Here is a 25,581-nt window from a genome sequence, read left to right as displayed (position 1 = left end):
GCCCGATTAAGGGCGGTTTTGTGCTTTTGTTTGAAGCGTCCACATGGCAAATTCGAGAAACTTATCTTGTTCGCTTGGGGCCATCTTGGCTAAAACCTCATTAAGGGTTTTGCTGCTAGCAATCATGGCTTCTAAACCTTTGATTGGAGTCCTATTATCTGTCCTGCCTAACATATAGTCTGTACTTACGTGAAAAAATTCAGCAAATCCGATAAGCATATCAAATGTGGGTGTTCTGGTTCCACGCTCATATCCAGAAATAGTTACTTTCCCTACCCCAAACGTTTCGCCAAGTTCCTCTTGAGACATATCCTTTTCCATTCGTAACGAACGCAATCTTTCCCCGAAGAGATTATCCATTAGATTACTCACCCTTATATCATCATATCCCTATTTTAATCAATGTGTTAGCGGACTGCAAACAAAAAAATTGGCATTTTAATAAAATTATAGTTGACTGTAAGCGATTTGCTAACTTATATTAAAAGAACGAAAGCGAAATGCTAACAAAATTTAAATCAAGATAGCAAATTGATAACTGGATGTGATGTTATGCATAACAGAATTCGAGAGTTGCGAGAGAAAAGGGGGTTAAGGCTAGAAGCTCTCGCCAAATTGGTCAATATCTCAAAGGGTTATATGTCCCAAATTGAAACTGGGGCACGCGGGAAAAAGATTTGTTATCCACTTCTGACAAGAATCGCGACCGCTTTGGAAACTACAGCAGAATACTTAATGAATGGTGAAGCGAATGACCAAGAAGCTGAACAAATCGGTTCCAGAGCAGGGCATTGAATACGACAAGCGTGGACGTCTGATGTACCATCCAGACTTTCATCCTAATCAGGGAAAACGATTTACGGATGATGAGACAGCCTACCTTTGTAAATTCTATGAAACTGACTCTTTGAAATCCTTATCACTGGCCCTTGGTCGCCTAGAAAGGTCGCTAGAGTACAGAATCGCATACCTCAAGAAAGCAGGGCTTTTCGATTACTACAGGGTCAAATGGGATCGCCAATTAACGCTTAAAGAAGGGAGTGAATATTATGAAAAAGCTAGTAGCAGTAGATGTAAATGAACAAGAGATAAGAAATATGTGCCGAGAAAAGATTTCGGAATTGATCAAGGAAGTTGATGCAGAGTTGGTGTTTTGGGATAAGAAAGAGCTATTACGTAGAACCATGATGTGCTGGCCCACTATTCTTAATCAGTTCTTTTACGATCCTAGATTCCCCAAACATAAAATCGGCACTAAATGGTACTTCCCAGCTAGGGAGACTAGAGAGTTTTTAACTCAGTGGTTATCCGAACAACCAAAGCATTGATTTTTTTGGTGGACAAGTTTCAAACAGGGGAGGTAAACCGTGTGAGCAAGCTGATTCTCAATCCTGAATACGGTCTTTACGAACGTAATGGTCAGGCATTTTGCAGCAGTCGGCAAGTGGCTGTGGAGTTCGAAAAAGAGCATAAGAATGTCCTTCGCGATATCGAAAATCTGGATTGCAGTGAAGGATTTAGACGGCTCAATTTTGAGCAGTCCTCCTACAAGAACGAGCAGAACAAGAAACAACCCGAATATCTCATGACGAAAGACGGATTCACCTTTCTGGCTATGGGGTATCGCGGAGCAAAAGCAGCTCGTTTTAAAGAAGCTTACATTCGACGTTTTAACGAAATGGCGGCATTCATTCAATCACTGCAAGCAACCAAGATTGAATTTCCGGCGTTTACGGATGCGATCATGTCAGCACATGAAGAGCCGAAACATTACCACTTCTCCAACGAGATAAACATGATCTACCGGATTGTATTGGGGATGGATGCAAAATCATTCAGGGAGCAAAATGGACTCGCTAAAGGTGAGGTCATTAAGCCTTATCTATCCTTGGCGCAAATTCAAGCCATCGAGACATTACAGCGTGTGGATATCGGCCTGATCATCGCAATCCCTGAATACGATCAACGTAAACAGATGCTTGCACAGTATCTTGACCGGATGAAGTTGAAACGAATTGCGTAATGGACAAGCCTGGGAGGAGGAGAGTGGGAATGGATGAAAAACGTATTCGCAAGATTGTTCAGGAGGAAATTGAAAAAGGAAAAGTGGGCGCAAGTAGCACCACGCCCATTGGACAAGCAACAAACGAGTTCATGGATTTGATGAAACGCCACGATTTAACGTTTCGTGAAGCCACGATGATTTTCCGAGATGCAAGGAATCGGCTCTGGCCGTCACTGGAAGATCGGGATTAAACTCTAATCCACTCAGATAGATCCGTAGGGGCATCAAGGACTTGACCGTCGAGTCTGTCCCATGCAGAACAGCCAGTTACATGCATATAAACGTTATCCGCAGCAGATTGAGCACTATCGTGATGGTCATAAATAGTTTGACCAATTTGTAAAGCGTATTTTCCAACTCTCTTATCAAAGTAGATCAACATTACGCCGACACGGCTGTTGTAACGAAACATAAGAGTACTCCTTTCTGTAACGATTTGGTAAGTCTGGACAACTTCCAAATTCGACAAGAAGGGTTGAAATCCTACAAATTAATATCCTGATCGGAGGGACAAGAGCAATGGGCAAATTTACACCTGTTTTTAAAGAACTGGAAATGGAAGTCACCAAAATACTCAATAAGCTGACTGCAATGGGCATACGTGCCACGATCCTGAGCGATACGGTCAGAGCGGTGTCGGAAGAAGTTTACACTCGTACCGTGTTGATCGCTGATTCAATGGGCTTGCATACGGTGCATCAGTTTTGTCATCAATCACCAATAGGTAAGGTCGATGGGTTTGGTCTTAGCGTGAATTGTGTAGGTGTTTCAGATGTTAGAAAGTATACGCGGTATTTGGATGGTGAGGGGGTATGAGGTACGACTTTGATTCTGCGATTAACCGAATAGCAGAACTTTGGAGAATCTACCGTTCTCTGCGCGATCAGCCAGCTGACGGAACTTGGGACTGGTGGATTGTTAATGAAGTAAACGAGCTGGAAAAGGAAATGGCCACTGCTCGCAACAGTGACCAATTCAACACTCAAACAAATTTGAATAGTCCTATCCTACCACAGTTACTTGAGGGTGGACAAGCACTATGACACGAGCTGCTGCAGCCTTTGTCATTGAATCGGATGAGCTGGGATACACGCAATGATCTTGTATCTAACTGAAATTACAGGAGGAATAGGGATATGAAATCAATAGGCGTTGTAAGAAAAATCGATCCTTTGGGACGAGTTGTTTTGCCAATGGAGTTGCGTAACACCCTTGGTCTTCCGGAAGGGACTCCAATGGAGTTCTTCGTGAACAATGACCAAATCATTATTAAGAAGTATGTGCCTGGTTGCGCTTTGTGTGGGAGTGTTGAGAACGTTCAACCTCACAAGAGCGGAAAATTGGTTTGCAAGGCTTGCCTGTGAAACGCGGGCTTCGGCCCTGCGTGCAGCTGGTATGACATTGTCAGTTGCACGGAGGTTCGAACCTCCAAGTAACATAGTGGGGTCATCGGGATCAGTCAGAGGAGCTGTACGGCAGGCAGAGAGGTTGGGCTGTCGGCGGCCTCGTGACTAAAGGGAAAGGAGGGAGCTATTTGACAAAGCCACTGGAAGATCTTGAGCTAATGGGTAACGAAGACTTGTTGGATCATTTCGGTGCTACCTGCATGAGGTATCTGCACGATGAAGTACCAAGAAGTTACTTATACCAAGTAAAAGGGATAATTCTTCAAAGGATCGCATCGGCAAAAACATAAGACCCAGCGCGGCAACGCTGAGTCCGAGGGAAGACACAATCGATTGCCACCATTGTATATCGATGGAGGCCCAAAAACAAGGAGGTAAACATGAACGTAAACATCACCATCCAAGCCCCCGAGCTGGTTAGTGCCATACAAGCCCTGGCTCATTCGATCACAGGAAATCAATTGACTGGTGCAGCAACACCACAAGCAGCACCTGTATTCGTACCTCAACCTGCAGCCGTTTCGCAGGTTACGCCTGTGCCAGCACAAACTGTTCAAGATTATTACCAGCAACCACCGCAAATTGTACCTCCAGTACCTCCGACGTACCAACCGGAGCAATCCGTGACTATGACGCCGTCTTTTGTACCACCACCTGCAGCTCCACCAGTAGTACCCGGGGCAGTTCCTGGCGTCATTCCTGGAGCAGTGCCTACCGAAGCGCCGACCTACACTATCGATCAATTAGCAGTAGCAGCTACTCAGCTAGTAGATGCGGGGCGGCGCGAAGAACTTGTCCAACTGCTTTCTGCTTTCGGTGTACAAGCCCTGACAGCTCTCCCTAAGGAGCAATTCGGTGCGTTTGCGACTCACCTCCGAGCCATGGGGGCGAAAATATGAGCACTGTAAGGCATGAGGAGCGTTCACACGCGCTCCTCTCCGCCAGCAGTTCGCATAGGTGGCTCCACTGCACCCCGAGCGCGAGGATCGAGGAGACACTTCCTGATACGACATCAAGGTCTGCGGCAGAGGGAACGCTGGCGCATGAGATCGCAGAGCTAAAGCTACGGAAGTATTTCTTAGAACCTATGGGGCCAAGGACGTTCAATTCACGTTTAAAAAAGCTCAAAGAGAAAAAGTTCAACGGTGAGTTGCTATTCGAAGATGAAATGCTTCGGCATACGGATACTTACCTTGAGTACGTTCAGGGGATCGTCCATAGGTTCAGCAGTCCGCCGTACGTTGCGATTGAAAAGCGAATCGACTACAGCATGTATGCACCCGAAGGCTTTGGAACTGGCGACTGCAATATAATCGGCGGCAACACGCTACACATCGTAGATTTCAAGTACGGCAAGGGTGTTGAGGTGTCCGCAGTTGATAACCCGCAAATGAAGCTATACGCGCTGGGCGCATTCATCGAATATAGCATTCTGTATCCAATCGAGAATGTCAATCTGGCGATCGTGCAGCCTCGCTCGAACAACATTTCTGAATACCAAATGTCGATCACAGACTTACTGGCTTGGGGTGAGAGTATCAAGCCTGTGGCGCAAATGGCATTCAACGGAGAAGGATCGTTTGCAACTGGTGATCATTGCAAGTTCTGCCGTGCCAAGGCGGTTTGTCGGGCAAGGGTAGACGATCACATGGCGCTTGAGGAATTCAAGATGATGAAGCCGCCACTGATTTCTATTGAGGAAGTAGGGGTCATCCTTGAGAGAGCGCGGAATCTGGCATCTTGGGTGAAACAGTTGGACGAATACGCATTGACTGAATGTTTAAAAGGGAATGACGTTCCTGGTTGGAAAGCAGTTAATGGCCGTGGAGGAAGGGAATACACCGACATCGATGCGGCATTCGCTCACCTCGAAGCCAGCGGGATTGACGGGGCTATGTTGTTTGAACGTAAGCCGTTAACTGTGGCGCAGCTAGAGAAGGTTCTCAAAACCAAGCAGTACAAAGAGCTCTTACTGGAAGCAGGCCATGTCAAGACTATTCCAGGTAAACCGACACTCGTACCGTTAAGTGATAACCGTGAAGCGATTAAACGTATAAGCGCAAGCGACGACTTTAAACCCGAGGAGGAACCAAAAAATGAGTAACCAAGACCCAAAACGCGTTGTAACTGGAAAAGTGAGACTGAGCTATGTTCACCTGTTTACGCCACGAGCTGGCTTGAATGGTGGGGATCCGAAGTTCAGTGTTACCCTGTTGATTCCTAAATCTGATGTGGCGACGAGACAACGCATCGATGCTGCTATTGCTGCGGCGATTCAAGAAGCCACAGGGACTAGATGGAACGGAGTACGTCCTCCAATGGTTGCAACACCGATTCATGACGGCGATGGAGTAAAAGCCGATGGTACTCCATTTGGTGAAGAATGCCGAGGCCATTGGGTTATGACCGCATCTACTCAAGCAGATCGAAAGCCAGATGTCGTCGATATCAATTTAAATCCGATCATTAACCAATCAGAAGTCTATTCCGGAATTTATGCTCGCGTATCCATTCGCTTCTTTGGTTATCTCAGCCAGGGCAAGAAAGGAATTGGTTGCGGACTTGGCAACGTCCAGAAGCTTGAAGACGGACAGCCGCTTGGTGGAGGAGGAGCTTCCGCAGCATCGGATTTCGGCAGCTTTGCTGATCACGCGCCATCTGTGCCAGCGTATCAACCGCCAACCTATCCGCCACAAGGGTACGGAGCTCCACAGCAACCTCCGGTCTATGGTCAGCCTCCTGCTCCTGTATACGGCCAGCCGCAAGGATACCCACAACAAGGCTACGTGCCGCCTGCTGCGCCTGCACAACAACCGCCGGGCTATCCACCAATGCAACAGGGTTACGGACAGCAACCTCCAGCAGCTCCACCAACTCAGTTTGACCCGATCACCGGGAAACCGTTTAGCGGCGGGATCATGGGGCTGTAAGCCATGCGGCATTTATCAATCGACATTGAGACGTTTTCCAGCGTCAACATCAAAAAGGCGGGGCTGTACAAATATGTGCAGTCCCCCGATTTTCAAATCCTCCTGTTTGCCTACTCTTGGGACGGAGGTCCAGTGCGAATCATAGACCTGGCTCAAGGCGAACAGATACCTGTAGAGGTTGTCTTCGCTCTTGCTGATCCAAACGTAATTAAGCACGCCTACAATGCGCCGTTCGAGTGGTATTGCCTGAACAGAGTTTTTAACTCGCCGCTGGAACAATGGCGCTGCACGCAACTTCACGGACTGTATTGTGGGTACACTGCGGGACTTGCGGCAACGGCAGTAGCACTTGGACTTCCAGAGGATAAACGTAAAATGGGTATCGGTAATGCACTGATCAAGCTGTTTTGTACGCCAACAAAGCCGTCAAAAGCAAACGGTCAACGTACGCGGACGCTTCCGCATCATGAGCCTGACAAATGGCGATTATTCAAAGATTACTGCATTCAGGACGTTGTGACCGAAATGGAAGTAGATCGACGGCTATCGGCTTTTCCGGTCCCTGTTCAGGAACAAAAGTTGTGGGAACTCGACCAGCGTATCAATGCCCGTGGTGTGGCGGTTGACATGGGTGTTGTAGAAGGGGCATTAACAATTAACGAAAGCGTCTCTTCTGAGCTCATTTCGGAAGCAATTGAATTATCGGGTTTGGATAATCCGAAGAGCGTGCAGCAGCTACAAAAGTGGTTGTCTGATGAGATTGGCGAGGAAGTGGACAACTTGCAAAAGGGGACCGTTACCAAGCTTATCGACAAGATGACTGAGGGCAACGCGAAACGAGTGCTGGAGATTCGACAGGAGCTTTCTAAAACCAGTATCAAAAAATATAAGGCTATGTACGAAGCAGTGTGCTCAGATGGCAGGGTGAGAGGGCTTTTGCAGTTTTATGGTGCGAATCGGACCGGTCGGTGGGCAGGGAGACTCGTTCAAGTGCAGAACCTTCCGAAGAATTTTTTGCAGACGCTAACTCACGCAAGGGAATGTGTGAAGAGAAGAATGGTTGATGCCCTCAAGCTGATCTATGGTAACGTACCGGACACACTTTCCCAACTGATCCGCACCGCGTTCGTACCTTCCACAGGGAATGTCCTACTAGTATCCGACTTCAATGCTATCGAAGCACGCGTTATCGCTTGGTTGTCAGGTGAGCAATGGAGACTTGATGTATTTTCTACGCACGGCAAGATTTATGAAGCTTCTGCATCTCAAATGTTCGGGGTGCGGATAGAGCTGATCAGAAAGGGAAATCCAGAATATGCGCTGCGACAGACTGGTAAGGTTGCAGAATTGGCCCTTGGGTATCAAGGAGGGGCGGGTGCATTGATTTCGATGGGAGCACTGGATCAGGGACTTACAGAAGCAGAGTTACCGGATATCGTTCGACGCTGGAGATCGGCAAATAAGCGAATCGTTGACCTGTGGTATGGGTTAGAAAATGCCGCCTTGCAAGTCATGCGAACCGGGCAGCCGGTTGGGATTAGGGGATTGATAATTTCAAGGGAGTGCGACTTCAAGAACCAGCTGGACTTTCTGACAATATTGCTACCTAGTGGGCGGAAGCTCTTCTATGCAAAACCGTTCCTCAGTAAAAATGACTTTGGAAAAGAGGCAGTACACTATCATTCTGTAAACCAAAAAACTCGTAAATGGGAAGTAACAAATACTTATGGGGGCAAGCTTGTGGAGAATGTCACGCAGGCGATTGCAAGGGATTGTTTAGCAGAAAGTCTTATTCGATTGGATGCTTTCGGCTACCAAACCGTCATGCACATTCATGATGAGGCCGTTCTGGATGTTCCTGTGAAAGCTGCAGATATCGATACCATTACGACAATCATGGGTCAGCCAATAAGCTGGGCGCCAGGCTTACCTCTTCGAGCAGAAGGGTTTATGACGGAATTCTACATGAAGGATTGATTTTAGATGGGGGTTAGAGCAAGGGAAGCTTTGAACAAACTAGGTGCCCTGCCGGGTATGTTCGCTGTAAAGAATCAGGTTGAACAAATGATACAGTTTGCCAAAATTTCGAAACTGCGACAGCGGCAAGGCTTAAAGGTAGTTCCCCAATCCAATCATATGGTTTTCGCGGGTAACCCCGGGACAGGAAAAACGACAGCTGCTCGGCTAATAGGTGAAGCTTTTGCTGCACTTGGGATGCTGAAATCAAGCCATGATGAACCGCCTTTTGTGGAAATCCACCATGCAGATATAACACATCCTCACGTTGGGCAAGCAGAAAGAACAATAAAAGCAAAGTTCATGGAAGCACAAGGCGGTATCTTGTTCATTGACGAAGCCTATGCATTCGTGGCGGGTGAGTCATCGCACATGTCAGGTGATAAAGTGATAGCTGCTATCGTTCAACTTATGGAGGATATGCGCGACGAGATTATTGTTATTGCAGCTGGCTATCCGGAAAACATGGATGAATTCCTAAATGAAAATCCAGGGCTACGTTCCCGATTTCCGACAACGATTCACTTTCCAGACTATGAGGTCTCGGACCTTGTTCAGATTGCGGCTTTCCTTTGTGCCGAAAGAGAATACCAGATGTCAAAACCATACGCGGACATGCTGGCCATACGGCTCTTGAGTGAAAAACAGAAGCCCGGATTCGGTAACGCGAGAACAGTTCGAAACATCATCGAGCAGTCAATCCGGATGCAGTCTGTGCGCGTTTCCCAGATTAGGACACCGTGTCGTGAGGACTTGATTTTACTGACTGATTACGACCTATCCATGCCTGAATCGAGGCTATCGGAGAAAGAAGTACTGCTTCGGTCGTTAGAGGAAGTACAAAAGCGACTGAGGGAAATCGAGCGACATGAAATTCTATACGGACCGTTGTTATAAAGGACTGATGTAGATGGCAGCTTATCGGGTTAAAAGAGCCGGAACGCCAATCCCAAAAAGGGAAGTCGAATTAAAATCATCCGGCAGTGGACCGGTTATCTCGTATCAATTAACGCCAGAAGAAATCGAAAACTGGAAAAGAGAGGGGTTTCACTTCATGCTAACACGAGAAAAGTATTTGCAGCTCCGCTTGGAAGCGATGTCACGGACACACATCCAGCGCAACTATTTTCCGAGTAACCCAACGAAGTTTTATGCTCTGCTTTCGGAATGGGGCCTTAAAGAAAAAGATGCAGAGGAACGGGAACTGGATTTGATTCCACCTCAAAAACAAGAGGTAGCAAACAACGCGGACGGTTCAAATCTTCCAGCAACGCCGATCACCGAACTGCATGACAAAATAGCCACTATTAAAAAAGAGATCCAGGACTATATTTCAGAACTACGCGGGGTGCGTGCAGAGAATGAGCGGCTTCTGAAAGAATTGGATGAAAAACAAAAAGTGATTGAGGAATTGAGCGCGGATCGCTGGATGCTCCTGAACACAATTGATCAGGCCGTAGGACAAGGACAGAAGGATGATCCTGTAAACCACCCGGCGCACTATGCCACCGGAGGCATTGAGACAATCGATATCATTCGTGCCAAGCTGACCACAGATGAGTTCGTTGGCTTCTGCAAAGGCAACGTGCTCAAGTACATTACTCGAGCGAATCTCAAAGGTGGCGAAGAGGACCTACGTAAGGCCGCCAAATATCTGGAATTTGCGGTCGGAAATGGACAGTTTCATCCAGTAACTGAGGAAACCATTTGTTAGAGGCGGTTAGGTCAATGTGATGGAAGACGTGGTCCAGGAATGTCTGCTGCAACAGCATTCCTGGTCAGATGCCGGAAAAACTTAGGAGGCTTGTATCTATGCTATCAGATGCGATTTCGAAATTAAAGGCTGAAATAGAAAGAGAGAAGAAAAATCCGCATATCAAAGTGATCGGTGATTTTCTGATTCGGCACCTTGAAGCTAACCCGGAACAGGCAGAGAAAGTAATGGCTGGAGACAAAACGATTGCAAAAAGTTTGGAAGGTATGAAGGCCGAGGCGAAGAAAAATCAGCAAAACGGCATGGCTATGTTGACGGATGCCGAAGGATTCGCAATCGTGTTCAAGTATTTCGGCATTAAAGGAACGATTGCATCCACTCCTACTCCAGCTGCACCAGTTCGGGCTCCAAAACGAATCGATCAGCCAACAGCTGCATCAGACTTCGAAATCAACTTGGAAGATTTTCTGTAAGGAGGGGTTGCTGTCATGGGAAAAAAGCAAAGCCAGGAGTTTCTCGAGTTTAGTCAGCATTTCCCTTCCGATTACGGTCCTGAAATTGTTGATTACGTTACGAACAACGTTCTGCTCGATAGCAGGTACATCTTCACACGCAGGGCAGCAGGTGTGCAATTTGGACACTGCACTCACTGCAAAAAGAATTTTCCGTCGATCGCACTAAAGCATAACGACAAAGCTACCTGCCCTATATGTGAATCTTACTGCACAGTAAAAGCAAGCGGTAAGGGGCGTAAATATTTGATCGATCGTGCTTATGTCGTGTATTACGAAAAATCAGTCTTGGACCCTCAGGTCATAATAGCGCGCGGATTCAGCGTTCAAAGGGATTATTCGAAGGATTATCTTTCTGTAGAAACTAAGTACATCCCTCATGTTATGTACGTTTTCCAAATGGGAAACAGTCGGATGTTCTGGCAGTCATTCTACAATGGGGCATGGCGTAAAGAGGACAAAGTAAAATCCATATTCAGTAATTCACAACGTGCCAATGACTGGTGCTCCAATAAAAGTATTGAGCAGGCCGTTGTCGGTACTCCTTTTCAGTACAGCACGTGGGAACAATACCGTGACACGGATATGGTTAATTTCTTTGCTCTTTATTCATCGTATCCATGCATTGAATACCTCACCAAATTGAAGATGCGATATTTTGTAACGGCCAAGTTGTATGGGGGTAAAACTTATGGGGCGATTAACTGGAGAGGTAGACGAATAGATCAGGTCCTCAAATTGAATAAGCAAAGGGTTAAGGAGATCCTGGGTTACGTCAATGAGCCGAGCTTAAATCCTTTAACGCTTCGATTGTTTCAAATTGCATGCAAGGAAAAGTCTGATTTATCTATTCCGGAGTTGAGTGGAATTGCAGACGTATACGACGACAACTTTGAAGAGCTCAAGAAGATGTTGAAGCATACAACGATTCGACGAGCACACGGCTATGTTAATCGGCAAATCGAAAAGGAAACAAAAGCAAAGCGTCCTGCTAAAGTAAGGGACATTCTAATAATTTGGAAGGACTATGTGAGTGATTGCGTTCGTCTCGGGATGGACCTGAAAAACGACAGTGTTCTCTTCCCGCCTAATCTGCATCAGGCGCATCAAAATACAATTAAACAAGTGAAGATAAAAGAGGACGAGGAGCTCACAAAAAAGATACAGCTTAGACGAGAGGCTCTTGAAAAATACAGTTTCGAAGCAATGGGTTTTCTGATAAGAGCAGCTGCAGATTCAAAAGAGCTGATCGAAGAAGGGAAAAAGCTACATCATTGTGTAGGGACTTATGCCGATCGTTATGCGGATGGAAGGTGCGACATTCTAGTAATTCGTCAGTCCGATGCCCCTGATACGCCTTTTTACACGATGGAAATACAGAACGGGAAAGTTTGGCAGTGTCGCGGGTTGAAGAACTGCGGGATGACCAAAGACGTGGAGCGCTTTGTTGATGCGTTCCGTGAAGCACGGCTTGAAAAGAAAGCGAAGAAGCAAACGCGCATGGAAGTAACAGCGATCAATCAAAGGCAGGAGGTAGCAGTATGAGTGTACTTGTAAGAAGCGCGGAAGTTATCGCGGCGGAAATTCGAAGCATCGATGCACAGACTCGAGAAATCGTCCTACGCGGCGCCATTGAGATCGGTAATCGTTTGAATGAGGCAAAGGAGCTTGTGGCTCATGGAGAATGGGGCCCATGGCTGGAAGCGAATGTCCATTACAGCCAATCAACTGCTAACAACTTCATGCGGATCGCGGAGGAATACGGTTCAAATTTCCAAGCGATTGAGAATTTGACCTATACAAAGGCGCTGGCTTTGCTGGGAGTACCCGCTGGTGAACGTGAACAGTTCGCACAAGAGAATGACGTTGATAACATGTCTGCCCGCGAGCTGCAGCAAACCATCAAAGAGAAGAAGCAGCTTGAGAAGGAGATCAAGAAGATCCAGCAGGCGGCGGAGAAGGAACGCAAAGAGTTTGAGGCTCTTTCCGAGCAATTAGCTTCTCAAGGAGAACAGTTGGCAACGCAAGAGGGGCTTGTGTCGCAGCTTAGAACTGAACTGGCCGACGCCAAAATAGCTGGTAACGAGGATGCTGTGCGTGGCTTACAAAATGCACTTGATCAAGCACAAGAGGGTTTTTCCCACGCACTAGACCGGATTAAACAGCTTGAGTCGGAGCTGAAAGCGAAGCCGATCGATGTGCCTGCTGTCGTTGAGATGATACCGCCAGACATTGAAAAAGAACTGGCTGAGCTTCGGAAGTTGGCAGCTCAGCCAGGTAACGAGACGCTGACAAAGTTTAAGGTTCAGTTTGAAGGACTCGGGGCGCACTTCCGCGATTTACTGGCTACACTGGCAAAGATTAAGACAGCCGATCCTGAAACGCACGAAAAGTACAAAGGCGCAGTGCTTGGGCTAATCGGAAAGATGTCAGAGACACTTCAATAAAAAATGAAAAGCTATACGGCCTCCTATTGGAGACTGTATAGCCCAAGTCCTGTCAGAATCACTGAAATTCCTGCAAGCAAGACTTTCAATGTCTCTGACGTGATCTCAAATTTAAAAGAACCTCCTAATTTCATGAGATCACTCACCTCCTTCCCACTGCACAAACGACCGAGGTCGTCTGAATCGCCCCCTTGGGTTACCCACGGAGCGAATTGCAGAAACACGGTGCCGGAAAGGATGGGACATACTCCCATTATAAGAGCACTTGATATATCTGGAAATAGTGTTTTTCGAAGTGCTTCTCTATTCAAAAGGTTATCTCAACACACGATTTGTTAAATGGGAGGGAAAAGGATGGCAAAAAAGCAGTGGTTTCCCATCAGAATCTCAAAAAGTGACATCACATACTACGGGCGATGGTTCGTCCAGAATTACGAAAAGGACGGTACGTCTAAACCTCTGGGGCAAGTCTACGCGATCGGAAAACTCAGAATTGGCTTTGGTGAGTAAGTTATCAAAACAATCGATTTGTAAAGGAGGCGTGAAGCATGGATAGGAAGCAGCTTCTCATTGATGCTATCGCGGGGAATAAAGAGATTGTATCTGAACTGAGAGACTTTGCAGAAAATGAAGGACATCCCAATACGCAGGTGATGCTCGCTGTTTGTGGGGAGATCACTAGGCTTGAAAAACAAATAGTGGAAATGGAATCGAAACTGAATAGCAATGACGAGATTGACGGAGAAATGAATGAAGGTAAGTACCGTAAAGCACATGATTTAGTTTCGAAGTGGAGTGTTTGGTACGATGATAAATTGTTAGTTTTATCTGTAATTGAACGGGCTAGGCAACTGGAAAAAGAGGTTGAACGACTTGCATTAGAAGTCGAGAAACTGCAAGGGGCTTAACACATCATTACCTCTGAAAATAAAAAAGCCTCATAACTGAGACGTGTTTCACTTTTTATTTTTAGTTATTATCGGCCCACTTAACAACAGGCAAAGCTGCTGCTAAGTGCTGCACTATATGCAGTACGATTTCGCTTCGGCAATCGCTATCTAGTCATAGCTAAAGCAAAGCACAATGAAAAAATGGTGAGGCAAAAACCTAAGAAAACTAGATTTTGCTTTTCCAACTCGAAACACCTCCTTTGCACGAGGGTTCAAGAATGAAACTACCATTTTTTGGGTGGATTGTCAAATTGAAAGGATGGCCGCCATGTACTACGACCGACAACTTACCATATCCTCCGCTGGCAGCCGCAAGGCGACACACTGGCCGGCACAACAAATCTACTGGTCGGAGCTGGTGGAGCGACTGCGAGTTGCGGTTCGCGGCACCGAAACACTTGCCGAATACCTGCAGCTGTCAAAGGGTAAACAGGATGACCTCAAAGACGTCGGCGGCTTTGTAGCAGGAACGCTTGCAGGTAATCGCCGCAAAGCAAACGCAGTCACCAGCAGGGACATTATTACGCTTGACCTCGACAATATCCCTGCTGGTGGCACAGCAGAAACCTTACGCCGTCTGGAAGGCTTGGGATGTGCTTATGCGGTGTACTCCACACGAAAGCATGAGGAAGCCAGACCGCGACTCCGTGTGCTGGCACCATTCAACCGGACCGTATCAGCAGATGAGTATGAACCGCTTGCGCGTAGACTTGGCTCCATCATCGGAATAGAGCTGTGCGACCCGACGACGTTCCAAGCAGTCCGGCTCATGTACTGGCCGAGCTGTTCAGCAGATAGTCAGTTTATCTCTCACTATGCGGACAAGCCTTTCCTCGACGCTGATGGGCTACTTGGTACATACACAGACTGGCGTAACGTAAATGAATGGCCACAAGTTCCGGGAGCGCAGCAGGCTCACATTCGTATGGCGGCTAAGCAGGGCGACCCGACCGAAAAGCAGGGTGTCGTTGGTGCCTTCTGCCGACAATATGACGTCTACCGTGCAATGGAAACCTTTTTGCCGGGAGTGTACATAGAGACTGATGATGGATCGGGACGCCTTACCTTTTCAGGCGGTAGCACGACAGGCGGCGCGATCGTATACGATGACGGAGCTTTCTTGTACAGTCACCACGCCACAGACCCGATAGGTGGGCGGCTTGTTAACGCGTTTGACCTGGTTCGGCTTCACAAGTTTGGTGAAATGGACGATGCTGCAGCACCGGGCACTCCAACGAATCGGCTCCCGTCTTTCACGGCCATGTGCGGCTATGCTTTACAGGATGCAGGTGTAGCAACGCTGCTAAATCAAGAGCGTTATGAGAAGGCAGTGCAGGACTTTGGCAATCTCCCAGCAACAGAGGAGGAGACGGCCAACTGGATTAGCAAGCTGCAGGTGAGTGCGACAACAGGGATGCCAGCGAAGACGACTGACAATGTGCTGATCATCATGGAGCATGATCCACTGTTAAAGGGGAAGCTTGCTTTCGATGAATTCGCCAACAGGGGAGCCGTGCTGGGGCCGTTACCGTGGAACAGTAGCACAGAGCGGCGCGGCTGGTCCGATGTGGACGACGCGGGGCTGAGACATTACCTGGAGCGTACATATGGCATTTCCGGAAAAGAACGGATCTTTGATGCAGTCGCCTTGTACGCCCACAGGCACACATTTAATGAGGTGCGGGATTGGCTAGTGAGCCTAGAATGGGATGGCGTGAAGCGGTTGGATATGCTGTTGAGCGACTATCTTGGAGCAGCAGACTCGGTATACACCCGAGCAGTCTCCAGAAAATCGTTGGTGGCTGCTGTAGCGCGTGCGATGAATCCAGGATGTAAGTATGACCAAATGCCGATTCTAGCGGGACCACAGGGGTTAGGTAAGAGCACGTTTTTGCGCTTGCTGGGTAGGAAATGGTATTCCGATAGCCTACAGACGTTTGAGGGGAAAGAGGCGTCTGAAATGATACAAGGTATCTGGATCAACGAGATCGGTGAGCTGACGGGGATGTCAAAATCTGAATCGAATGCCGTTAAGCAGTTCCTGAGTCGGACAGAGGACATTTATAGGGAGCCGTTTGGCCGTCGTACAAAGGCGTTTCCCCGGCAGTGTGTGTTTTTCGGAACAACCAACGACAGCGAGTTTTTAAAGGATAAAACCGGGAACAGACGATTTTGGCCAGTGGATGTCGGCGTGCAGCCGGTGACAAAAAGCGTTTTCGTCCATCTGGAGGATGAAGTCCCACAGATTTACGCAGAAGCCTTTGCATATTGGCAAATGGGAGAAGCCCTGTATCTCACAGGACAGGCGGAAGCAGAGGCAAAACAGCAGCAAGAGGCCCATCAGGAGAGTAATGCAAAGGAAGGCATCATACGCGAATTCGTGGAACGGCGGGTGCCGATTGGCTGGGATAAACGGTCTTTGGGTGAACGGAGACTTTATTGGTCCGGGGAGTTTGGCCGGAGCGAGGAGGGCACTGTGGAACGGGATCGGGTATGTGCGGCTGAGATTTGGAGCGAATGCCTGGGGGGCGATATCAAGTTTATGAGGCGATCAGACACCATGGAAATCAACGGGATATTGGCTTCTATACCGGGGTGGAAACGTCACAACGCTACAGCGAGATTCGGCTGTTACGGACCACAAAAAGGCTTTATAAGGTTGTAACTTTCTGTTGTAACTTTCTACGTTTTTGTAACTTTATCTTGTAACTTTGTAACTTTGATTTCCTAGAAAGTTACAGAGAAAGTTACAGCCCGGGAGCCGCGCCGCTGTAGGCATTCCTATCTATTTGTAACTTTGTAACTTTAAATATCTATTTAAATGATAAATAGAGAGAATAGAGGATTCGCGTAACGCCTAATACGCCTAAATCGCCTGTATACGCATATATAAGAGATTTCGGGTGACAAAGTTACAACCTCTATTTTATCGAGGAGGATTGAAAATGAGGGAGAGTGCCATTGAGAAGTATTTACGTGAACAGGTGAAGGTGGCAGGGGGCCGGGCTTATAAATTCGTTTCGCCGGGAAACGCGGGCGTGCCAGACCGACTGGTTCTGTTTCCTGAAGAGCGTGCCTATTTCGTAGAGTTGAAAGCACCAGGTAAAAAACCGACCCCTTTACAGACCGTGCAGGGCGATAAGCTGAGAAAACTAGGATTCACCGTCGAAGTAATTGACAGCAAAAAAGGAGTCGATGAGTTTATCCGAAAGCACGGAGTGAGTGCCCCGTGAAATACGTCCCACACTCCTATCAGAGATACTGCATAAATCGTCTTTTGACGGATGAGGCACTCGGGCTGCTACTTGATATGGGACTTGGTAAGACCGTTATCACACTTACGGCTGTAAACGATCTTAAATACAACCGATTTGCTGTAGGAAAAGTATTGGTGATCGCACCGAAAAAAGTAGCAGAAGGAACATGGAGCAGGGAAGCCGATAAGTGGGACCACCTGAAACTTTTGAGAGTTGTCCCTGTATTGGGCGCTTTGCAGAAAAGGGTCAGAGCACTGAATACGCCTGCCGATATTTACGTGATCAATCGTGAAAACGTGCAATGGCTGGTGGAGTATTACCGGAACGCCTGGCCGTTCGATATGGTCGTGGTGGACGAGTTCAGCAGCTTCAAGAACCCTAAAGCCAAGCGCTTCAAGTCGCTGACATGGGTACGGAAACACATCCGTCGCATAGTCGGATTGACAGGAACGCCAGCCCCCAACGGATTGCTTGATTTATGGTCGCAAATTTTTCTTCTGGACGAAGGAAAGAGACTCGGACCAGAATACAACGGCTACCGCGAGCGGTACTTCGAACCTGATCAGCGCGACAGAGATGAATACACAGTTATGCACCGAAACCCGGTGCAGATGAAATCATTAGGCAGCAAATCAGCGACATTTGCGTGAGTATGAAAGCAGAGGATTACCTGGAGCTGCCTGACTGCATTACTAACATCGTACCCGTTATTTTGGACCCGAAAGCACATGCGGCCTATAAAGAGCTTGAGAAGAAAAAAATTCTCGAACTGCTTGAAAGCATCGAGGGGGAAAAGAAGGTTATTGACGCGGGATCTGCCGCAGTCCTGACAAATAAGCTGTTGCAATTGTGTAATGGAGCCATCTATGACGAAGACCGGAACGTCTTCGAAGTCCACAAGTGTAAAATCGAGGCTTTCATGGAATTGGTCGAAGGGTTAAACGGGAAACCAGCTTTAGTGTTTTACAACTTCCAACACGACTTGGCGCGAATCAAGAAGGCGCTGACGGGATCAGGTTTGAGGGTACGAGAATTGAAGGGGCCAAATGATGAAAATGACTGGAACAATCGACAGATAGACATTCTTCTCGCACACCCAGCAAGCGCTGCCTATGGACTGAACTTGCAACAAGGCGGAAACCACGTTATCTGGTTCGGATTGAATTGGTCACTGGAGCTTTACCAGCAGGCAAACAAACGGCTTCATCGTCAAGGGCAGACGGAGAAAGTAATCATTCATCACCTGACTGTCGAGGGCGGAGTTGACGAGGATGTCATAGCAGCTTTGCAGGACAAAGGAAGTACACAGGATCGGTTGATGGATGCATTAAAAGCGAGGATTGATCGGATAGGCGCATAGCAAATTCCCAAGCGCTTGGGAAAATTCAACAGAGAGGGTGAACACGAATGGCACAGAAACAGGCACTAAGCTCTGAAATGATCGAGGAGATCACTCGCACCACTCTACAAGTGATGAAGGATTTTCAGGAAAAAGAGAAGCAAAAGCAACAGAAGGAAAAACGAGACTGGCGGCTTCGGAATACTAAGCTGCTATTGAAACACTATCGGTCATTTGTGAGCCATGTCGAAGGTGCGAGGGAAAAAGTGACGGCGATGGATTATGCAGATGCCATGGAGAATCTGTATACCGGTGATTTAGCCTTGGAGTCAATCAAGCGTAGCAGACAACGTACAATCGTTATGGTGAAATTCGTACGGAAAATGATTGGTGTTTATCAGGCAATGTGCGAAACATCAGGACAGCAAGAGGATTTGAGACGATATCACATCGTACATGAACTGTACATTTCCGAGAAAAAACAAACGGTCGAAGAGCTTGCAGAATTTCATAATATCGAGCCAAGAACTGTCTATAACGATATGAAAAACGCTGTAAATACATTGTCAGTCCTAGTGTTTGGCGTGGATGGGATAGAGTTCAACTGATTTCATTTTCGTTTCAAAAAGACTTCATTTTTTATTCAGTAAGACCATGTTACTATGATAACATCGAAAAATTATGAACAGCGAACACGGAAGCCATCCAGTATAACGGGTGGCTTTTGTGCAGTCAGTATGGACATACCTTCTCATTTGGATCAAAATGGTAATGGGGAGGTGATCAAGTGTTCGAAACATTTACAAGCTGGATCGAGACGTTAAACGCCATAATCGCCATAATGGGGGTGTTTACGGAAACTCAGATCGGTGCATTTGTTCTAGCAGCATTGGCTATACCAGCAATCATTAAGCATCACGAACAGATTGTTGACTATTTTAATTAGCACCCGAGTGGTGCTTTTTTCTTTTTACTTGGCTTATCAAATTACCAAGTGCTTGAGAATTTGTGGGTCCTTCTGGAGTCCGGTTAGAGTGCGGGTGAAGCGAGCCCCGAAATCGCTCTAGTTTTATTTTCGAAAAATTACTTTCGCTTTTGCTTAACCCAATCTCCAGAGGCGACATTTTCAAATTTTGTCTTCATCTGATGATCTGAAAAATGGCAGCCATTCAATACGAGTTTAAAACGAAAGTGAGGTGAAAAAATTGGCGAACCCAAAGGCGAAACCAGAGACGCTACAAGATAAAGAAATACTGACGTCTGAATTGGCGGCAATTGTAGGGAAGACTCCCCAATGGATACGCCAATTGACGAGAGATAAAGTGCTGAAACAGGTAAGCAGAGGCAAGTACAATCTTGGAGAAGCTGTTCAAGCGTACTGTGAGCATGTGTCTGGTGGAAAAGAAGAAGAACAGAAGCCTCGACTAATCGATTTCAAAACTCGGTATGAGAAGACCAAGGCTGAGAAAGCGGAGCTGGAGCTAGATCAAATAAAAGGGAACCTCCATGCGGCGGCAGATGTTGAATGGCTACTGTCGGATATGATCTTGACAATCAAAACGCGCCTGCTGGGGGTACCTAGCAGGGTTTCAACGGAGTGTGAGAACGAATCCGCTGATGTTGTAGAGTCTGTGGTGCGCAGAGAAATTGAAACGGCCCTGTCTGCCATGGCAAAATACACCCCGGATCAGATTGGGGGCGACGCTTATCATGGTGGCCCAGAAGACAGTTGACCTATTTGTACAGGCAAGCAAGCAATGGGAGCCGCGACGAAGACTCACTATATCAGAATGGGCAGATCAGCACCGTGTATTGACCACTGAAAGCAGTGCAGAAACTGGCCCATGGCGGACATCGAGAGCAGAGTACCAGCGTGAAATTATGGATTCTATTGAGAAATGGGAAGAAGTCGCGATCATGGCGTCCGCCCAGGTAGGGAAAACGGAATTCCTCCTGAATGTGACAGGATCGTACATTGATCAAGAGCCTTGTCCGATTTTGCACGTTCTGCCTAATGAGGATTTAATCCAGTCGTACTCCAAAAAAAGGCTGACACCCATGATCATCCATAGTGAAGTGCTGCGTAACAAGATTGGGGTTGCAAAGTCCCGGGACAGCAGTAACACGATTGAAGAAAAATCGTTTCCAGGCGGGTATGTAGCGATTGTGGGGGCAAATGCTCCTGCCGGACTGTCATCCAGACCTGTACAAATTATCCTATGTGACGAAGTAGACAGGTTCCCCATATCATCAGGTAAAGACGGCGACCCCATCTCTCTAGCCATTGCCCGTACCAAAACATTCCGGCACAAGCGCAGACATATTTTTGTTTCAACTCCGGTTGAAAAAGAAACCTCACGGATCAATCAGCTTTATGAGGACAGCACAATGGAGCAGTGGTGTTTGCCTTGTCCTCACTGTGAGGAGCTGCAACCACTCCGGTTTAAGGACGGGATCGTCTACGAGCACTATATTTCAGAGAGTGGCGAGATTGTCGTCACAAAAGCCGAGCACCGTTGCGCGTACTGTGGCATGCTTGGCTCGGAGAAGGATTGGAAACGCGGCGAAGGAAAGTGGATCGCTCGGAAACAGCATTCAACCCGTCGCGGTTTTCATATCAATCAGCTTTCCAGCCCGTGGTCAGATTGGCGCGAGGTTGCGAAGGCTTTTTTGGTTGCAAAAAGAGAAGGCGTCGACAAGCTGAAAGTTTTTGTGAACACAGTATTGGGAGAGCCATGGGAAACCAAAGAAAAAGGCGTGAATGAAAAGACGCTGGCGGCTCGCCGGGAAACATATGCCTACGATGTACCAGCCGAAGTGAAGGTAATCACAGCGGCAGTTGATACCCAAGACGACCGTTTTGAGATCGAAGTCAAGGGCTGGGGGGCTGGAAAAGAGTCATGGGGGATCGAATATCACCGCATTTACGGCAATTTGGACAAGCCAGAAATCTGGAAGCAACTTGACGAGTTCCTGTGTCGTTCATGGCTTGGCGAAAACGGTAGAGAATACCGAATTATCGGCGCTTGTATTGACTCTGGCGGTCATTTCACGAAAGAAGTGTATGAATTCACCCGAGCGCGTAACTACAGGCACATATACGCCATAAAAGGGCAAGGTATTAGCCCGAAATCAGCCAAACAAGTCCCGTTCGTCTACAAAAAAAGCAAAACACAACTCGAAGGAGCTGTGCTCTGGCTGCTTGGTGTGGATGATGGCAAGGTGAAAGTGTTTGATAGCCTAAACGTTCAGGAACCCGGGCCACTTTACTGTCATTTCCCCGGCGAGGATAAGGGATATACAGAAGAGTATTTCCTAGGGCTAACTGCAGAAGCTCCCGTATATCAGACCATTGGCGGACGGAAGTACAAGACTTGGAAGAAAATCCGTGATAGAAACGAACCTTTTGACCTTGCCGTTTACAACCGAGCAGTCATTGAAATTTTGCGCCCGAATCTCTCGCTGCCAATTGAGCGCCAGCCGAACGGTCCAAAGGTGCTGCCTGGTGGAGTTACGGCAGGGAAGAAACGTCGAAAGCAAGGAGTTTCGAGTAGCATCTAACTCATTTGAAGGGAGGTGAAAGGATAATGCCGAGAATGACACTTGAAGAGGCAAAAGAAATGTACAAGCTGTGGTCAAATGCGGAAAAAGCACTGGCATCTGCGCAGTCCTATACGATTGCTGGTCGATCATTAACCAGAACGGATATGGGAACTGTGCTGGAGCGAAAAAAATACTATGGGCGAATCATCGACGAATTAGCAACAGGTCGACGACGTTCAAAAGTGAGAAGCATTACTCCATTTGATCTATGAACAAGCTGGATCGTGCTATAGGGATTGTCTTTCCATCATGGGCCGAGCGGAGAGCAGCTGCACGAGCAGAAGCAGCTCGGCATGAGGCAGTTCAAAACGTACTCTCTGGTTATGGAAAAGGTTATGGTAGGCACGGTGCTAGTCAAACAAAGAAATCCATGGTCATGTGGCAAACGGATGCAGGTGACGCGGATGTGGATATCCATGATAATCTACAGCGCTTGCGTGCTCGTGCGCGAGACTTGCACATGGGATCAGACATCGTGGCTGCTGCCCATAAAGGACTGCGCACGAACATAGTCGGAACTGGACTGAGGCTTAAACCTGCATTTGACTCAAAGTTTCTGAAGCTGAGCAAAAAGGAAGAAGAAAGGCTTCGAGACAGTATTTACAGAGAGTGGTCCATGTGGGCCGAAACAACCAAATGTGATGCTGCGGGGCTCAATGATTTTTACGAGTTGCAGTCGCTGGCTTTTCTCTCAACGCTCATGAGTGGTGATGTTTTTGCTTTAATGCCCATGTTGCCACGTAAGCATTCGGTATACGACCTGCGAATCAACCTCATCGAGGCTGATCGATGCGACACGCCAGAGACTAAGGCACTTCTTAACCCCGAGCGGATTCAGTCCGGGGTAGAGATTGACGATGACGGGATGGTGGTAGCATATCATTTTTCCAACCGTCACCCGGGAAGCAACCGAGTCGCTGTATCTCCGCAAGAATGGGTGAGGGTTGAGAAGTATGGGGAACTCACCGGACGGCTTAATGTCATCCATTTGTTTGAGGCTGAGAGGCCAGGACAGCGTCGAGGTATTCCGATTATTTCACCAATCATTGAGGCTCTCAAGCAACTTGATCAGTATACCGAAGCGGAGTTGATGGCAGCCGTTATTTCAGCCATGTACACCGTTTTTGTAAAGTCCCCTGCCGAGGATGACGACTACATGCACGGCATGGAGGAGCCTGAAACTGACAACCAGTACCAAGAACCAATACCGGGAACGGGCGGAAACAACATCAAGATGGGACGTGGGGCAATCGTCTACCTTGATCCGGGAGAGGACGTTCAGTTTGCAAATCCTACACGACCGAATCCCGACTATGTTGGCTTTGTAAACGCGTTGCTACGGCAAATTGCAGCAGCGCTGGAACTCCCATTCGAGATTCTAACCAAGCAATTCACATCTTCGTATTCCGCAAGTCGCGGTGCGCTGCTGGAGGCTTGGAAAATGTACAAAATGCGCAGGTCTTGGCTCGCGAAGTCATTTTGTCAGCCGATCTATGAGGAATGGTTTGTTGAAGCAGTCACAAAAGGACGCATTGACGCGCCGGGTATCTTTGACGATCCGGCTATTTTTCATGCCTACACGCGTGCAGAGTGGCATGGGCCAAGCCAAGGTTTGCTTGACCCGACGAAAGAGGTTGGTGCTGCGGTTACACGCATCGAAAACAATTTCTCAACGGCTGAGCGCGAGACGGCTGAGCTGACAGGCGGATCATGGGAACAAAACATCGAGCAGAGAGCGTATGAAAAAACGCGCTTGGCGGATTTAGGTCTTTCCAGTGATGCCAGTGTGACGCCACAACAACAGGACGACAAAAATTCGGACGATGACTCAGAAGATGATTCGGAAGGGGGTGAACAAGAAAATGCCAAAAAAACTCAAGCTTAACGGGGCAGTCATCAATGACAATTCGGCGTGGATTTATGACTATTTCGGGATTGCAAACATTAGCCCCGGAAGGGTATCGAACTTCTTGGACGAGGCGAACGGGGAGGATGTAGAGATCGTCGTTAATTCAGGCGGAGGCGAAGTGCCGTCGGGTGCGGATATTTTCACGATGCTCAAAGAGTATGCTGGCAACGTGACGGTCAAGATTGTGTACGCCGCAAGCGCTGCGTCCGTTATTGCAATGGGTGGAAGCAAAGTCCTGATGTCTCCAGCGGGCCAGTTGATGATTCATAATTCATCTACCGTGGCTTGGGGCGACAAAAACGAGATGGGCGGAGCGTCTGACATGCTTAAAGCCGTCGACGAATCCATTGCTAATGCTTATGTGGCTAAGACAGGCATGAGCAGAGACACACTGCTTGCTCTGATGGACAAAGAAACTTGGATGGACGCTCATAAGGCCAAGGAGTTAGGTTTTGTGGACGAAATCATGTTCAGCGAAGGCGAGTTGGTTGTAACAAACAGCGCATCTACCAACGTTGTTTTGCCGCCTGAAGTCATCGATAAAATCCGTAATGAGTTGATGAGAAATAACGGTTCTCTGGTTCAGGATGTTGGAAAGGTGCCAAATGCTGGGACGAACAATCAAAATAAAAACGAGGAGGATGATAAACCTATGGAATTCACTGAACTGAAAGAAAAACACCCCGGCCTGGTCAATGAAATTATGACGCAGGCTATTTCTGCTGAGCGTAGTCGAATTTCTGCACTCAATGAATTGGCAGATGCTCCAGGAGCTGCTCCTTTTATCAAAGATGCTATTGCTAACGGAGAAACTGCTGGTGATGTGGCCATGAAAATTATTAAGGCCTCGGCTGAACGTGTAAAGCAAGAAGGTGAAGACCGCCAAAAGGACGCTGAGAATAGCAAAGTGACTGATGTTGTCACGCAGCCACCAGTGAATCAGGAAGCGAATGAAGCTGCAGAAGAAGCTGCTGCAATTAAGAACATGGTCCAATACGCAACAGAATTGATCAATAAAAAAGGAGGTCATCTTTAATGCCAGCATACGAAAGTGTTAAATTTGATGATTTGTTCGCTGGTGGGGTTAAACCACCAACTGCTATTGCTGTCGTTGTTAAAGCTGGTTCTGGGGTAGTTAGGCGTGGTACGGTCCTTGGCAAGCTCTCCCAACTAGCTGAGTCTGACCTTTACGCAGGCACACCTGTCATGACTCCCGTTAACTCTACCAAGACTGACGGATCGGAAGCGCCTTATGCCGTATTGGCTGACGTGGAAGTTGATGCAACTTCTAAAGATGTTCGAACCGTGGCATACACCGATGGTGAATTCAATCGCGCAGCCCTAAAATTTGGTGGCACTGATACCATTGCGACGCATGAAACAGCGCTACGTAAGATCGGAATTATTACAAAACGAGTTGTCAAATAAGGAGG

General features: G+C 47.5%; 28 protein-coding genes and 1 pseudogene. 27 read left to right on the top strand and 2 right to left on the bottom strand.

Annotated elements, in window-relative coordinates; all coding sequences use genetic code 11:
- Positions 1-6: 6 nt before the first annotated feature.
- Positions 7-360 carry a helix-turn-helix domain-containing protein gene (locus ACUUHJ_RS18190; protein WP_173606773.1) on the bottom strand — a complete coding sequence of 118 codons (354 nt, stop codon included), beginning with the start codon at positions 358-360 and terminating at the stop codon, positions 7-9.
- Between the two features lie 192 nt (positions 361-552).
- Between ACUUHJ_RS18190 and ACUUHJ_RS18185 the strand changes: the two genes are divergently transcribed.
- The 4 genes from ACUUHJ_RS18185 to ACUUHJ_RS18170 all read left to right on the top strand — a co-directional run bounded on the left by ACUUHJ_RS18185 (position 553) and on the right by ACUUHJ_RS18170 (position 2,256).
- Positions 553-795, top strand: coding sequence for a helix-turn-helix domain-containing protein (locus ACUUHJ_RS18185; RefSeq protein ID WP_173606772.1), 243 nt, complete (start codon positions 553-555; stop codon positions 793-795).
- Between the two features lie 254 nt (positions 796-1,049).
- Positions 1,050-1,328: a group-specific protein gene (locus ACUUHJ_RS18180; RefSeq protein ID WP_173606771.1), complete on the top strand. Its 279-nt coding sequence runs from the start codon at positions 1,050-1,052 to the stop codon at positions 1,326-1,328.
- A gap of 41 nt (positions 1,329-1,369) precedes the next feature.
- The gene (locus ACUUHJ_RS18175; RefSeq protein ID WP_173606770.1) at positions 1,370-2,023 is read left to right on the top strand and encodes a Rha family transcriptional regulator; all 654 of its coding nucleotides are present in this window, start codon (positions 1,370-1,372) and stop codon (positions 2,021-2,023) included.
- 29 nt (positions 2,024-2,052) lie between these two features.
- On the top strand, positions 2,053-2,256 hold the full coding sequence (locus tag ACUUHJ_RS18170) for a hypothetical protein (RefSeq protein WP_173606769.1): 204 nt from the start codon (positions 2,053-2,055) through the stop codon (positions 2,254-2,256).
- Here the strand turns inward: ACUUHJ_RS18170 and ACUUHJ_RS18165 are convergent.
- On the bottom strand, positions 2,253-2,477 hold the full coding sequence (locus ACUUHJ_RS18165) for a hypothetical protein (protein ID WP_173606768.1): 225 nt from the start codon (positions 2,475-2,477) through the stop codon (positions 2,253-2,255). The two genes, ACUUHJ_RS18170 and ACUUHJ_RS18165, sit on opposite strands and share 4 nt — an antisense overlap.
- 107 nt (positions 2,478-2,584) lie before the next feature.
- Between ACUUHJ_RS18165 and ACUUHJ_RS18160 the strand changes: the two genes are divergently transcribed.
- The 23 genes and pseudogenes from ACUUHJ_RS18160 to ACUUHJ_RS18050 all read left to right on the top strand — a co-directional run bounded on the left by ACUUHJ_RS18160 (position 2,585) and on the right by ACUUHJ_RS18050 (position 25,576).
- Positions 2,585-2,881, top strand: coding sequence for a hypothetical protein (locus ACUUHJ_RS18160; protein ID WP_173606767.1), 297 nt, complete (start codon positions 2,585-2,587; stop codon positions 2,879-2,881).
- Positions 2,878-3,108 carry a hypothetical protein gene (locus tag ACUUHJ_RS18155; protein ID WP_173606766.1) on the top strand — a complete coding sequence of 77 codons (231 nt, stop codon included), beginning with the start codon at positions 2,878-2,880 and terminating at the stop codon, positions 3,106-3,108. Before ACUUHJ_RS18160 ends, ACUUHJ_RS18155 begins: the two co-directional genes overlap by 4 nt.
- A gap of 93 nt (positions 3,109-3,201) precedes the next feature.
- Complete coding sequence (locus ACUUHJ_RS18150) at positions 3,202-3,429, top strand: AbrB/MazE/SpoVT family DNA-binding domain-containing protein (RefSeq protein WP_173606765.1); 228 nt, start codon at positions 3,202-3,204, stop codon at positions 3,427-3,429.
- 422 nt (positions 3,430-3,851) lie between these two features.
- The gene (locus ACUUHJ_RS18145) at positions 3,852-4,370 is read left to right on the top strand and encodes a hypothetical protein (protein WP_472299575.1); all 519 of its coding nucleotides are present in this window, start codon (positions 3,852-3,854) and stop codon (positions 4,368-4,370) included.
- Positions 4,367-5,575 (top strand): DUF2800 domain-containing protein, encoded by a 1,209-nt coding sequence (locus tag ACUUHJ_RS18140; protein ID WP_472299574.1) that lies wholly within the window; start codon positions 4,367-4,369, stop codon positions 5,573-5,575. The genes ACUUHJ_RS18145 and ACUUHJ_RS18140 overlap by 4 nt, the downstream gene beginning before the upstream one ends.
- Positions 5,568-6,401 (top strand): DUF2815 family protein, encoded by an 834-nt coding sequence (locus ACUUHJ_RS18135; protein WP_472299573.1) that lies wholly within the window; start codon positions 5,568-5,570, stop codon positions 6,399-6,401. The genes ACUUHJ_RS18140 and ACUUHJ_RS18135 overlap by 8 nt, the downstream gene beginning before the upstream one ends.
- 3 nt (positions 6,402-6,404) lie before the next feature.
- Positions 6,405-8,378, top strand: a complete 1,974-nt coding sequence (locus tag ACUUHJ_RS18130) for a DNA polymerase (protein ID WP_472299572.1) — start codon at positions 6,405-6,407, stop codon at positions 8,376-8,378.
- 6 nt (positions 8,379-8,384) lie between these two features.
- A complete protein-coding gene (locus tag ACUUHJ_RS18125; RefSeq protein ID WP_472299571.1) occupies positions 8,385-9,314 on the top strand; it encodes an AAA family ATPase in 930 nt (309 codons plus the stop codon).
- 13 nt (positions 9,315-9,327) lie between these two features.
- Complete coding sequence (locus ACUUHJ_RS18120) at positions 9,328-10,131, top strand: DUF3310 domain-containing protein (protein WP_472299570.1); 804 nt, start codon at positions 9,328-9,330, stop codon at positions 10,129-10,131.
- Between the two features lie 98 nt (positions 10,132-10,229).
- The gene (locus tag ACUUHJ_RS18115; protein ID WP_472299569.1) at positions 10,230-10,604 is read left to right on the top strand and encodes a hypothetical protein; all 375 of its coding nucleotides are present in this window, start codon (positions 10,230-10,232) and stop codon (positions 10,602-10,604) included.
- Between the two features lie 15 nt (positions 10,605-10,619).
- The gene (locus tag ACUUHJ_RS18110) at positions 10,620-12,188 is read left to right on the top strand and encodes a PcfJ domain-containing protein (protein ID WP_472299568.1); all 1,569 of its coding nucleotides are present in this window, start codon (positions 10,620-10,622) and stop codon (positions 12,186-12,188) included.
- A complete protein-coding gene (locus ACUUHJ_RS18105) occupies positions 12,185-13,090 on the top strand; it encodes a DUF3102 domain-containing protein (protein ID WP_472299567.1) in 906 nt (301 codons plus the stop codon). The genes ACUUHJ_RS18110 and ACUUHJ_RS18105 overlap by 4 nt, the downstream gene beginning before the upstream one ends.
- A 548-nt stretch (positions 13,091-13,638) precedes the next feature.
- The gene (locus tag ACUUHJ_RS18100; protein ID WP_472299566.1) at positions 13,639-13,998 is read left to right on the top strand and encodes a hypothetical protein; all 360 of its coding nucleotides are present in this window, start codon (positions 13,639-13,641) and stop codon (positions 13,996-13,998) included.
- Positions 13,999-14,308: 310 nt separating this feature from the next.
- Positions 14,309-16,705, top strand: coding sequence for a virulence-associated E family protein (locus ACUUHJ_RS18095; protein WP_472299565.1), 2,397 nt, complete (start codon positions 14,309-14,311; stop codon positions 16,703-16,705).
- 280 nt (positions 16,706-16,985) lie between these two features.
- Positions 16,986-17,273, top strand: coding sequence for a PDDEXK family nuclease (locus ACUUHJ_RS18090; RefSeq protein WP_472299564.1), 288 nt, complete (start codon positions 16,986-16,988; stop codon positions 17,271-17,273).
- Positions 17,270-18,657: pseudogene (locus ACUUHJ_RS18085) on the top strand (SNF2-related protein). The gene ACUUHJ_RS18090 and the pseudogene ACUUHJ_RS18085 overlap by 4 nt, the downstream one beginning before the upstream one ends.
- Before the next feature lie 47 nt (positions 18,658-18,704).
- Positions 18,705-19,244 (top strand): hypothetical protein, encoded by a 540-nt coding sequence (locus tag ACUUHJ_RS18080; RefSeq protein WP_472299563.1) that lies wholly within the window; start codon positions 18,705-18,707, stop codon positions 19,242-19,244.
- Positions 19,245-19,841: 597 nt separating this feature from the next.
- A complete protein-coding gene (locus tag ACUUHJ_RS18075; RefSeq protein WP_472299562.1) occupies positions 19,842-20,369 on the top strand; it encodes a hypothetical protein in 528 nt (175 codons plus the stop codon).
- Entirely contained in the window at positions 20,347-22,197 is a 1,851-nt protein-coding gene (locus tag ACUUHJ_RS18070) for a phage terminase large subunit family protein (RefSeq protein WP_472299561.1), read from the top strand. The genes ACUUHJ_RS18075 and ACUUHJ_RS18070 overlap by 23 nt, the downstream gene beginning before the upstream one ends.
- A 26-nt stretch (positions 22,198-22,223) precedes the next feature.
- The gene (locus tag ACUUHJ_RS18065; protein WP_174224242.1) at positions 22,224-22,451 is read left to right on the top strand and encodes a DUF6148 family protein; all 228 of its coding nucleotides are present in this window, start codon (positions 22,224-22,226) and stop codon (positions 22,449-22,451) included.
- On the top strand, positions 22,448-24,124 hold the full coding sequence (locus tag ACUUHJ_RS18060) for a phage portal protein (RefSeq protein WP_472299560.1): 1,677 nt from the start codon (positions 22,448-22,450) through the stop codon (positions 24,122-24,124). Before ACUUHJ_RS18065 ends, ACUUHJ_RS18060 begins: the two co-directional genes overlap by 4 nt.
- Complete coding sequence (locus ACUUHJ_RS18055; RefSeq protein WP_472299559.1) at positions 24,102-25,184, top strand: head maturation protease, ClpP-related; 1,083 nt, start codon at positions 24,102-24,104, stop codon at positions 25,182-25,184. Before ACUUHJ_RS18060 ends, ACUUHJ_RS18055 begins: the two co-directional genes overlap by 23 nt.
- Positions 25,184-25,576: a head decoration protein gene (locus ACUUHJ_RS18050; protein ID WP_472299558.1), complete on the top strand. Its 393-nt coding sequence runs from the start codon at positions 25,184-25,186 to the stop codon at positions 25,574-25,576. The genes ACUUHJ_RS18055 and ACUUHJ_RS18050 overlap by 1 nt, the downstream gene beginning before the upstream one ends.
- Positions 25,577-25,581: the final 5 nt, after the last annotated feature.

This window comes from Brevibacillus schisleri (genome assembly GCF_055685845.1).
This window is presented reverse-complemented; position numbering and strand designations above follow the sequence as displayed.

Excerpts from the sequence above, each read along its gene's own strand:
- ACUUHJ_RS18190 (WP_173606773.1), bottom strand. The coding sequence starts at position 360 with ATGGATAATCTCTTCGGGGAAAGATTGCGTTCGTTACGAATGGAAAAG.
- ACUUHJ_RS18185 (WP_173606772.1), top strand. The coding sequence starts at position 553 with ATGCATAACAGAATTCGAGAGTTGCGAGAGAAAAGGGGGTTAAGGCTA.
- ACUUHJ_RS18180 (WP_173606771.1), top strand. The coding sequence starts at position 1,050 with ATGAAAAAGCTAGTAGCAGTAGATGTAAATGAACAAGAGATAAGAAAT.
- ACUUHJ_RS18170 (WP_173606769.1), top strand. The coding sequence starts at position 2,053 with ATGGATGAAAAACGTATTCGCAAGATTGTTCAGGAGGAAATTGAAAAA.
- ACUUHJ_RS18165 (WP_173606768.1), bottom strand. The coding sequence starts at position 2,477 with ATGTTTCGTTACAACAGCCGTGTCGGCGTAATGTTGATCTACTTTGAT.
- ACUUHJ_RS18160 (WP_173606767.1), top strand. The coding sequence starts at position 2,585 with ATGGGCAAATTTACACCTGTTTTTAAAGAACTGGAAATGGAAGTCACC.
- ACUUHJ_RS18155 (WP_173606766.1), top strand. The coding sequence starts at position 2,878 with ATGAGGTACGACTTTGATTCTGCGATTAACCGAATAGCAGAACTTTGG.
- ACUUHJ_RS18150 (WP_173606765.1), top strand. The coding sequence starts at position 3,202 with ATGAAATCAATAGGCGTTGTAAGAAAAATCGATCCTTTGGGACGAGTT.
- ACUUHJ_RS18145 (WP_472299575.1), top strand. The coding sequence starts at position 3,852 with ATGAACGTAAACATCACCATCCAAGCCCCCGAGCTGGTTAGTGCCATA.
- ACUUHJ_RS18140 (WP_472299574.1), top strand. The coding sequence starts at position 4,367 with ATGAGCACTGTAAGGCATGAGGAGCGTTCACACGCGCTCCTCTCCGCC.
- ACUUHJ_RS18135 (WP_472299573.1), top strand. The coding sequence starts at position 5,568 with ATGAGTAACCAAGACCCAAAACGCGTTGTAACTGGAAAAGTGAGACTG.
- ACUUHJ_RS18130 (WP_472299572.1), top strand. The coding sequence starts at position 6,405 with ATGCGGCATTTATCAATCGACATTGAGACGTTTTCCAGCGTCAACATC.
- ACUUHJ_RS18125 (WP_472299571.1), top strand. The coding sequence starts at position 8,385 with ATGGGGGTTAGAGCAAGGGAAGCTTTGAACAAACTAGGTGCCCTGCCG.
- ACUUHJ_RS18120 (WP_472299570.1), top strand. The coding sequence starts at position 9,328 with ATGGCAGCTTATCGGGTTAAAAGAGCCGGAACGCCAATCCCAAAAAGG.
- ACUUHJ_RS18115 (WP_472299569.1), top strand. The coding sequence starts at position 10,230 with ATGCTATCAGATGCGATTTCGAAATTAAAGGCTGAAATAGAAAGAGAG.
- ACUUHJ_RS18110 (WP_472299568.1), top strand. The coding sequence starts at position 10,620 with ATGGGAAAAAAGCAAAGCCAGGAGTTTCTCGAGTTTAGTCAGCATTTC.
- ACUUHJ_RS18105 (WP_472299567.1), top strand. The coding sequence starts at position 12,185 with ATGAGTGTACTTGTAAGAAGCGCGGAAGTTATCGCGGCGGAAATTCGA.
- ACUUHJ_RS18100 (WP_472299566.1), top strand. The coding sequence starts at position 13,639 with ATGGATAGGAAGCAGCTTCTCATTGATGCTATCGCGGGGAATAAAGAG.
- ACUUHJ_RS18095 (WP_472299565.1), top strand. The coding sequence starts at position 14,309 with ATGTACTACGACCGACAACTTACCATATCCTCCGCTGGCAGCCGCAAG.
- ACUUHJ_RS18090 (WP_472299564.1), top strand. The coding sequence starts at position 16,986 with ATGAGGGAGAGTGCCATTGAGAAGTATTTACGTGAACAGGTGAAGGTG.
- ACUUHJ_RS18080 (WP_472299563.1), top strand. The coding sequence starts at position 18,705 with ATGGCACAGAAACAGGCACTAAGCTCTGAAATGATCGAGGAGATCACT.
- ACUUHJ_RS18070 (WP_472299561.1), top strand. The coding sequence starts at position 20,347 with ATGGTGGCCCAGAAGACAGTTGACCTATTTGTACAGGCAAGCAAGCAA.
- ACUUHJ_RS18065 (WP_174224242.1), top strand. The coding sequence starts at position 22,224 with ATGCCGAGAATGACACTTGAAGAGGCAAAAGAAATGTACAAGCTGTGG.
- ACUUHJ_RS18060 (WP_472299560.1), top strand. The coding sequence starts at position 22,448 with ATGAACAAGCTGGATCGTGCTATAGGGATTGTCTTTCCATCATGGGCC.
- ACUUHJ_RS18055 (WP_472299559.1), top strand. The coding sequence starts at position 24,102 with ATGCCAAAAAAACTCAAGCTTAACGGGGCAGTCATCAATGACAATTCG.
- ACUUHJ_RS18050 (WP_472299558.1), top strand. The coding sequence starts at position 25,184 with ATGCCAGCATACGAAAGTGTTAAATTTGATGATTTGTTCGCTGGTGGG.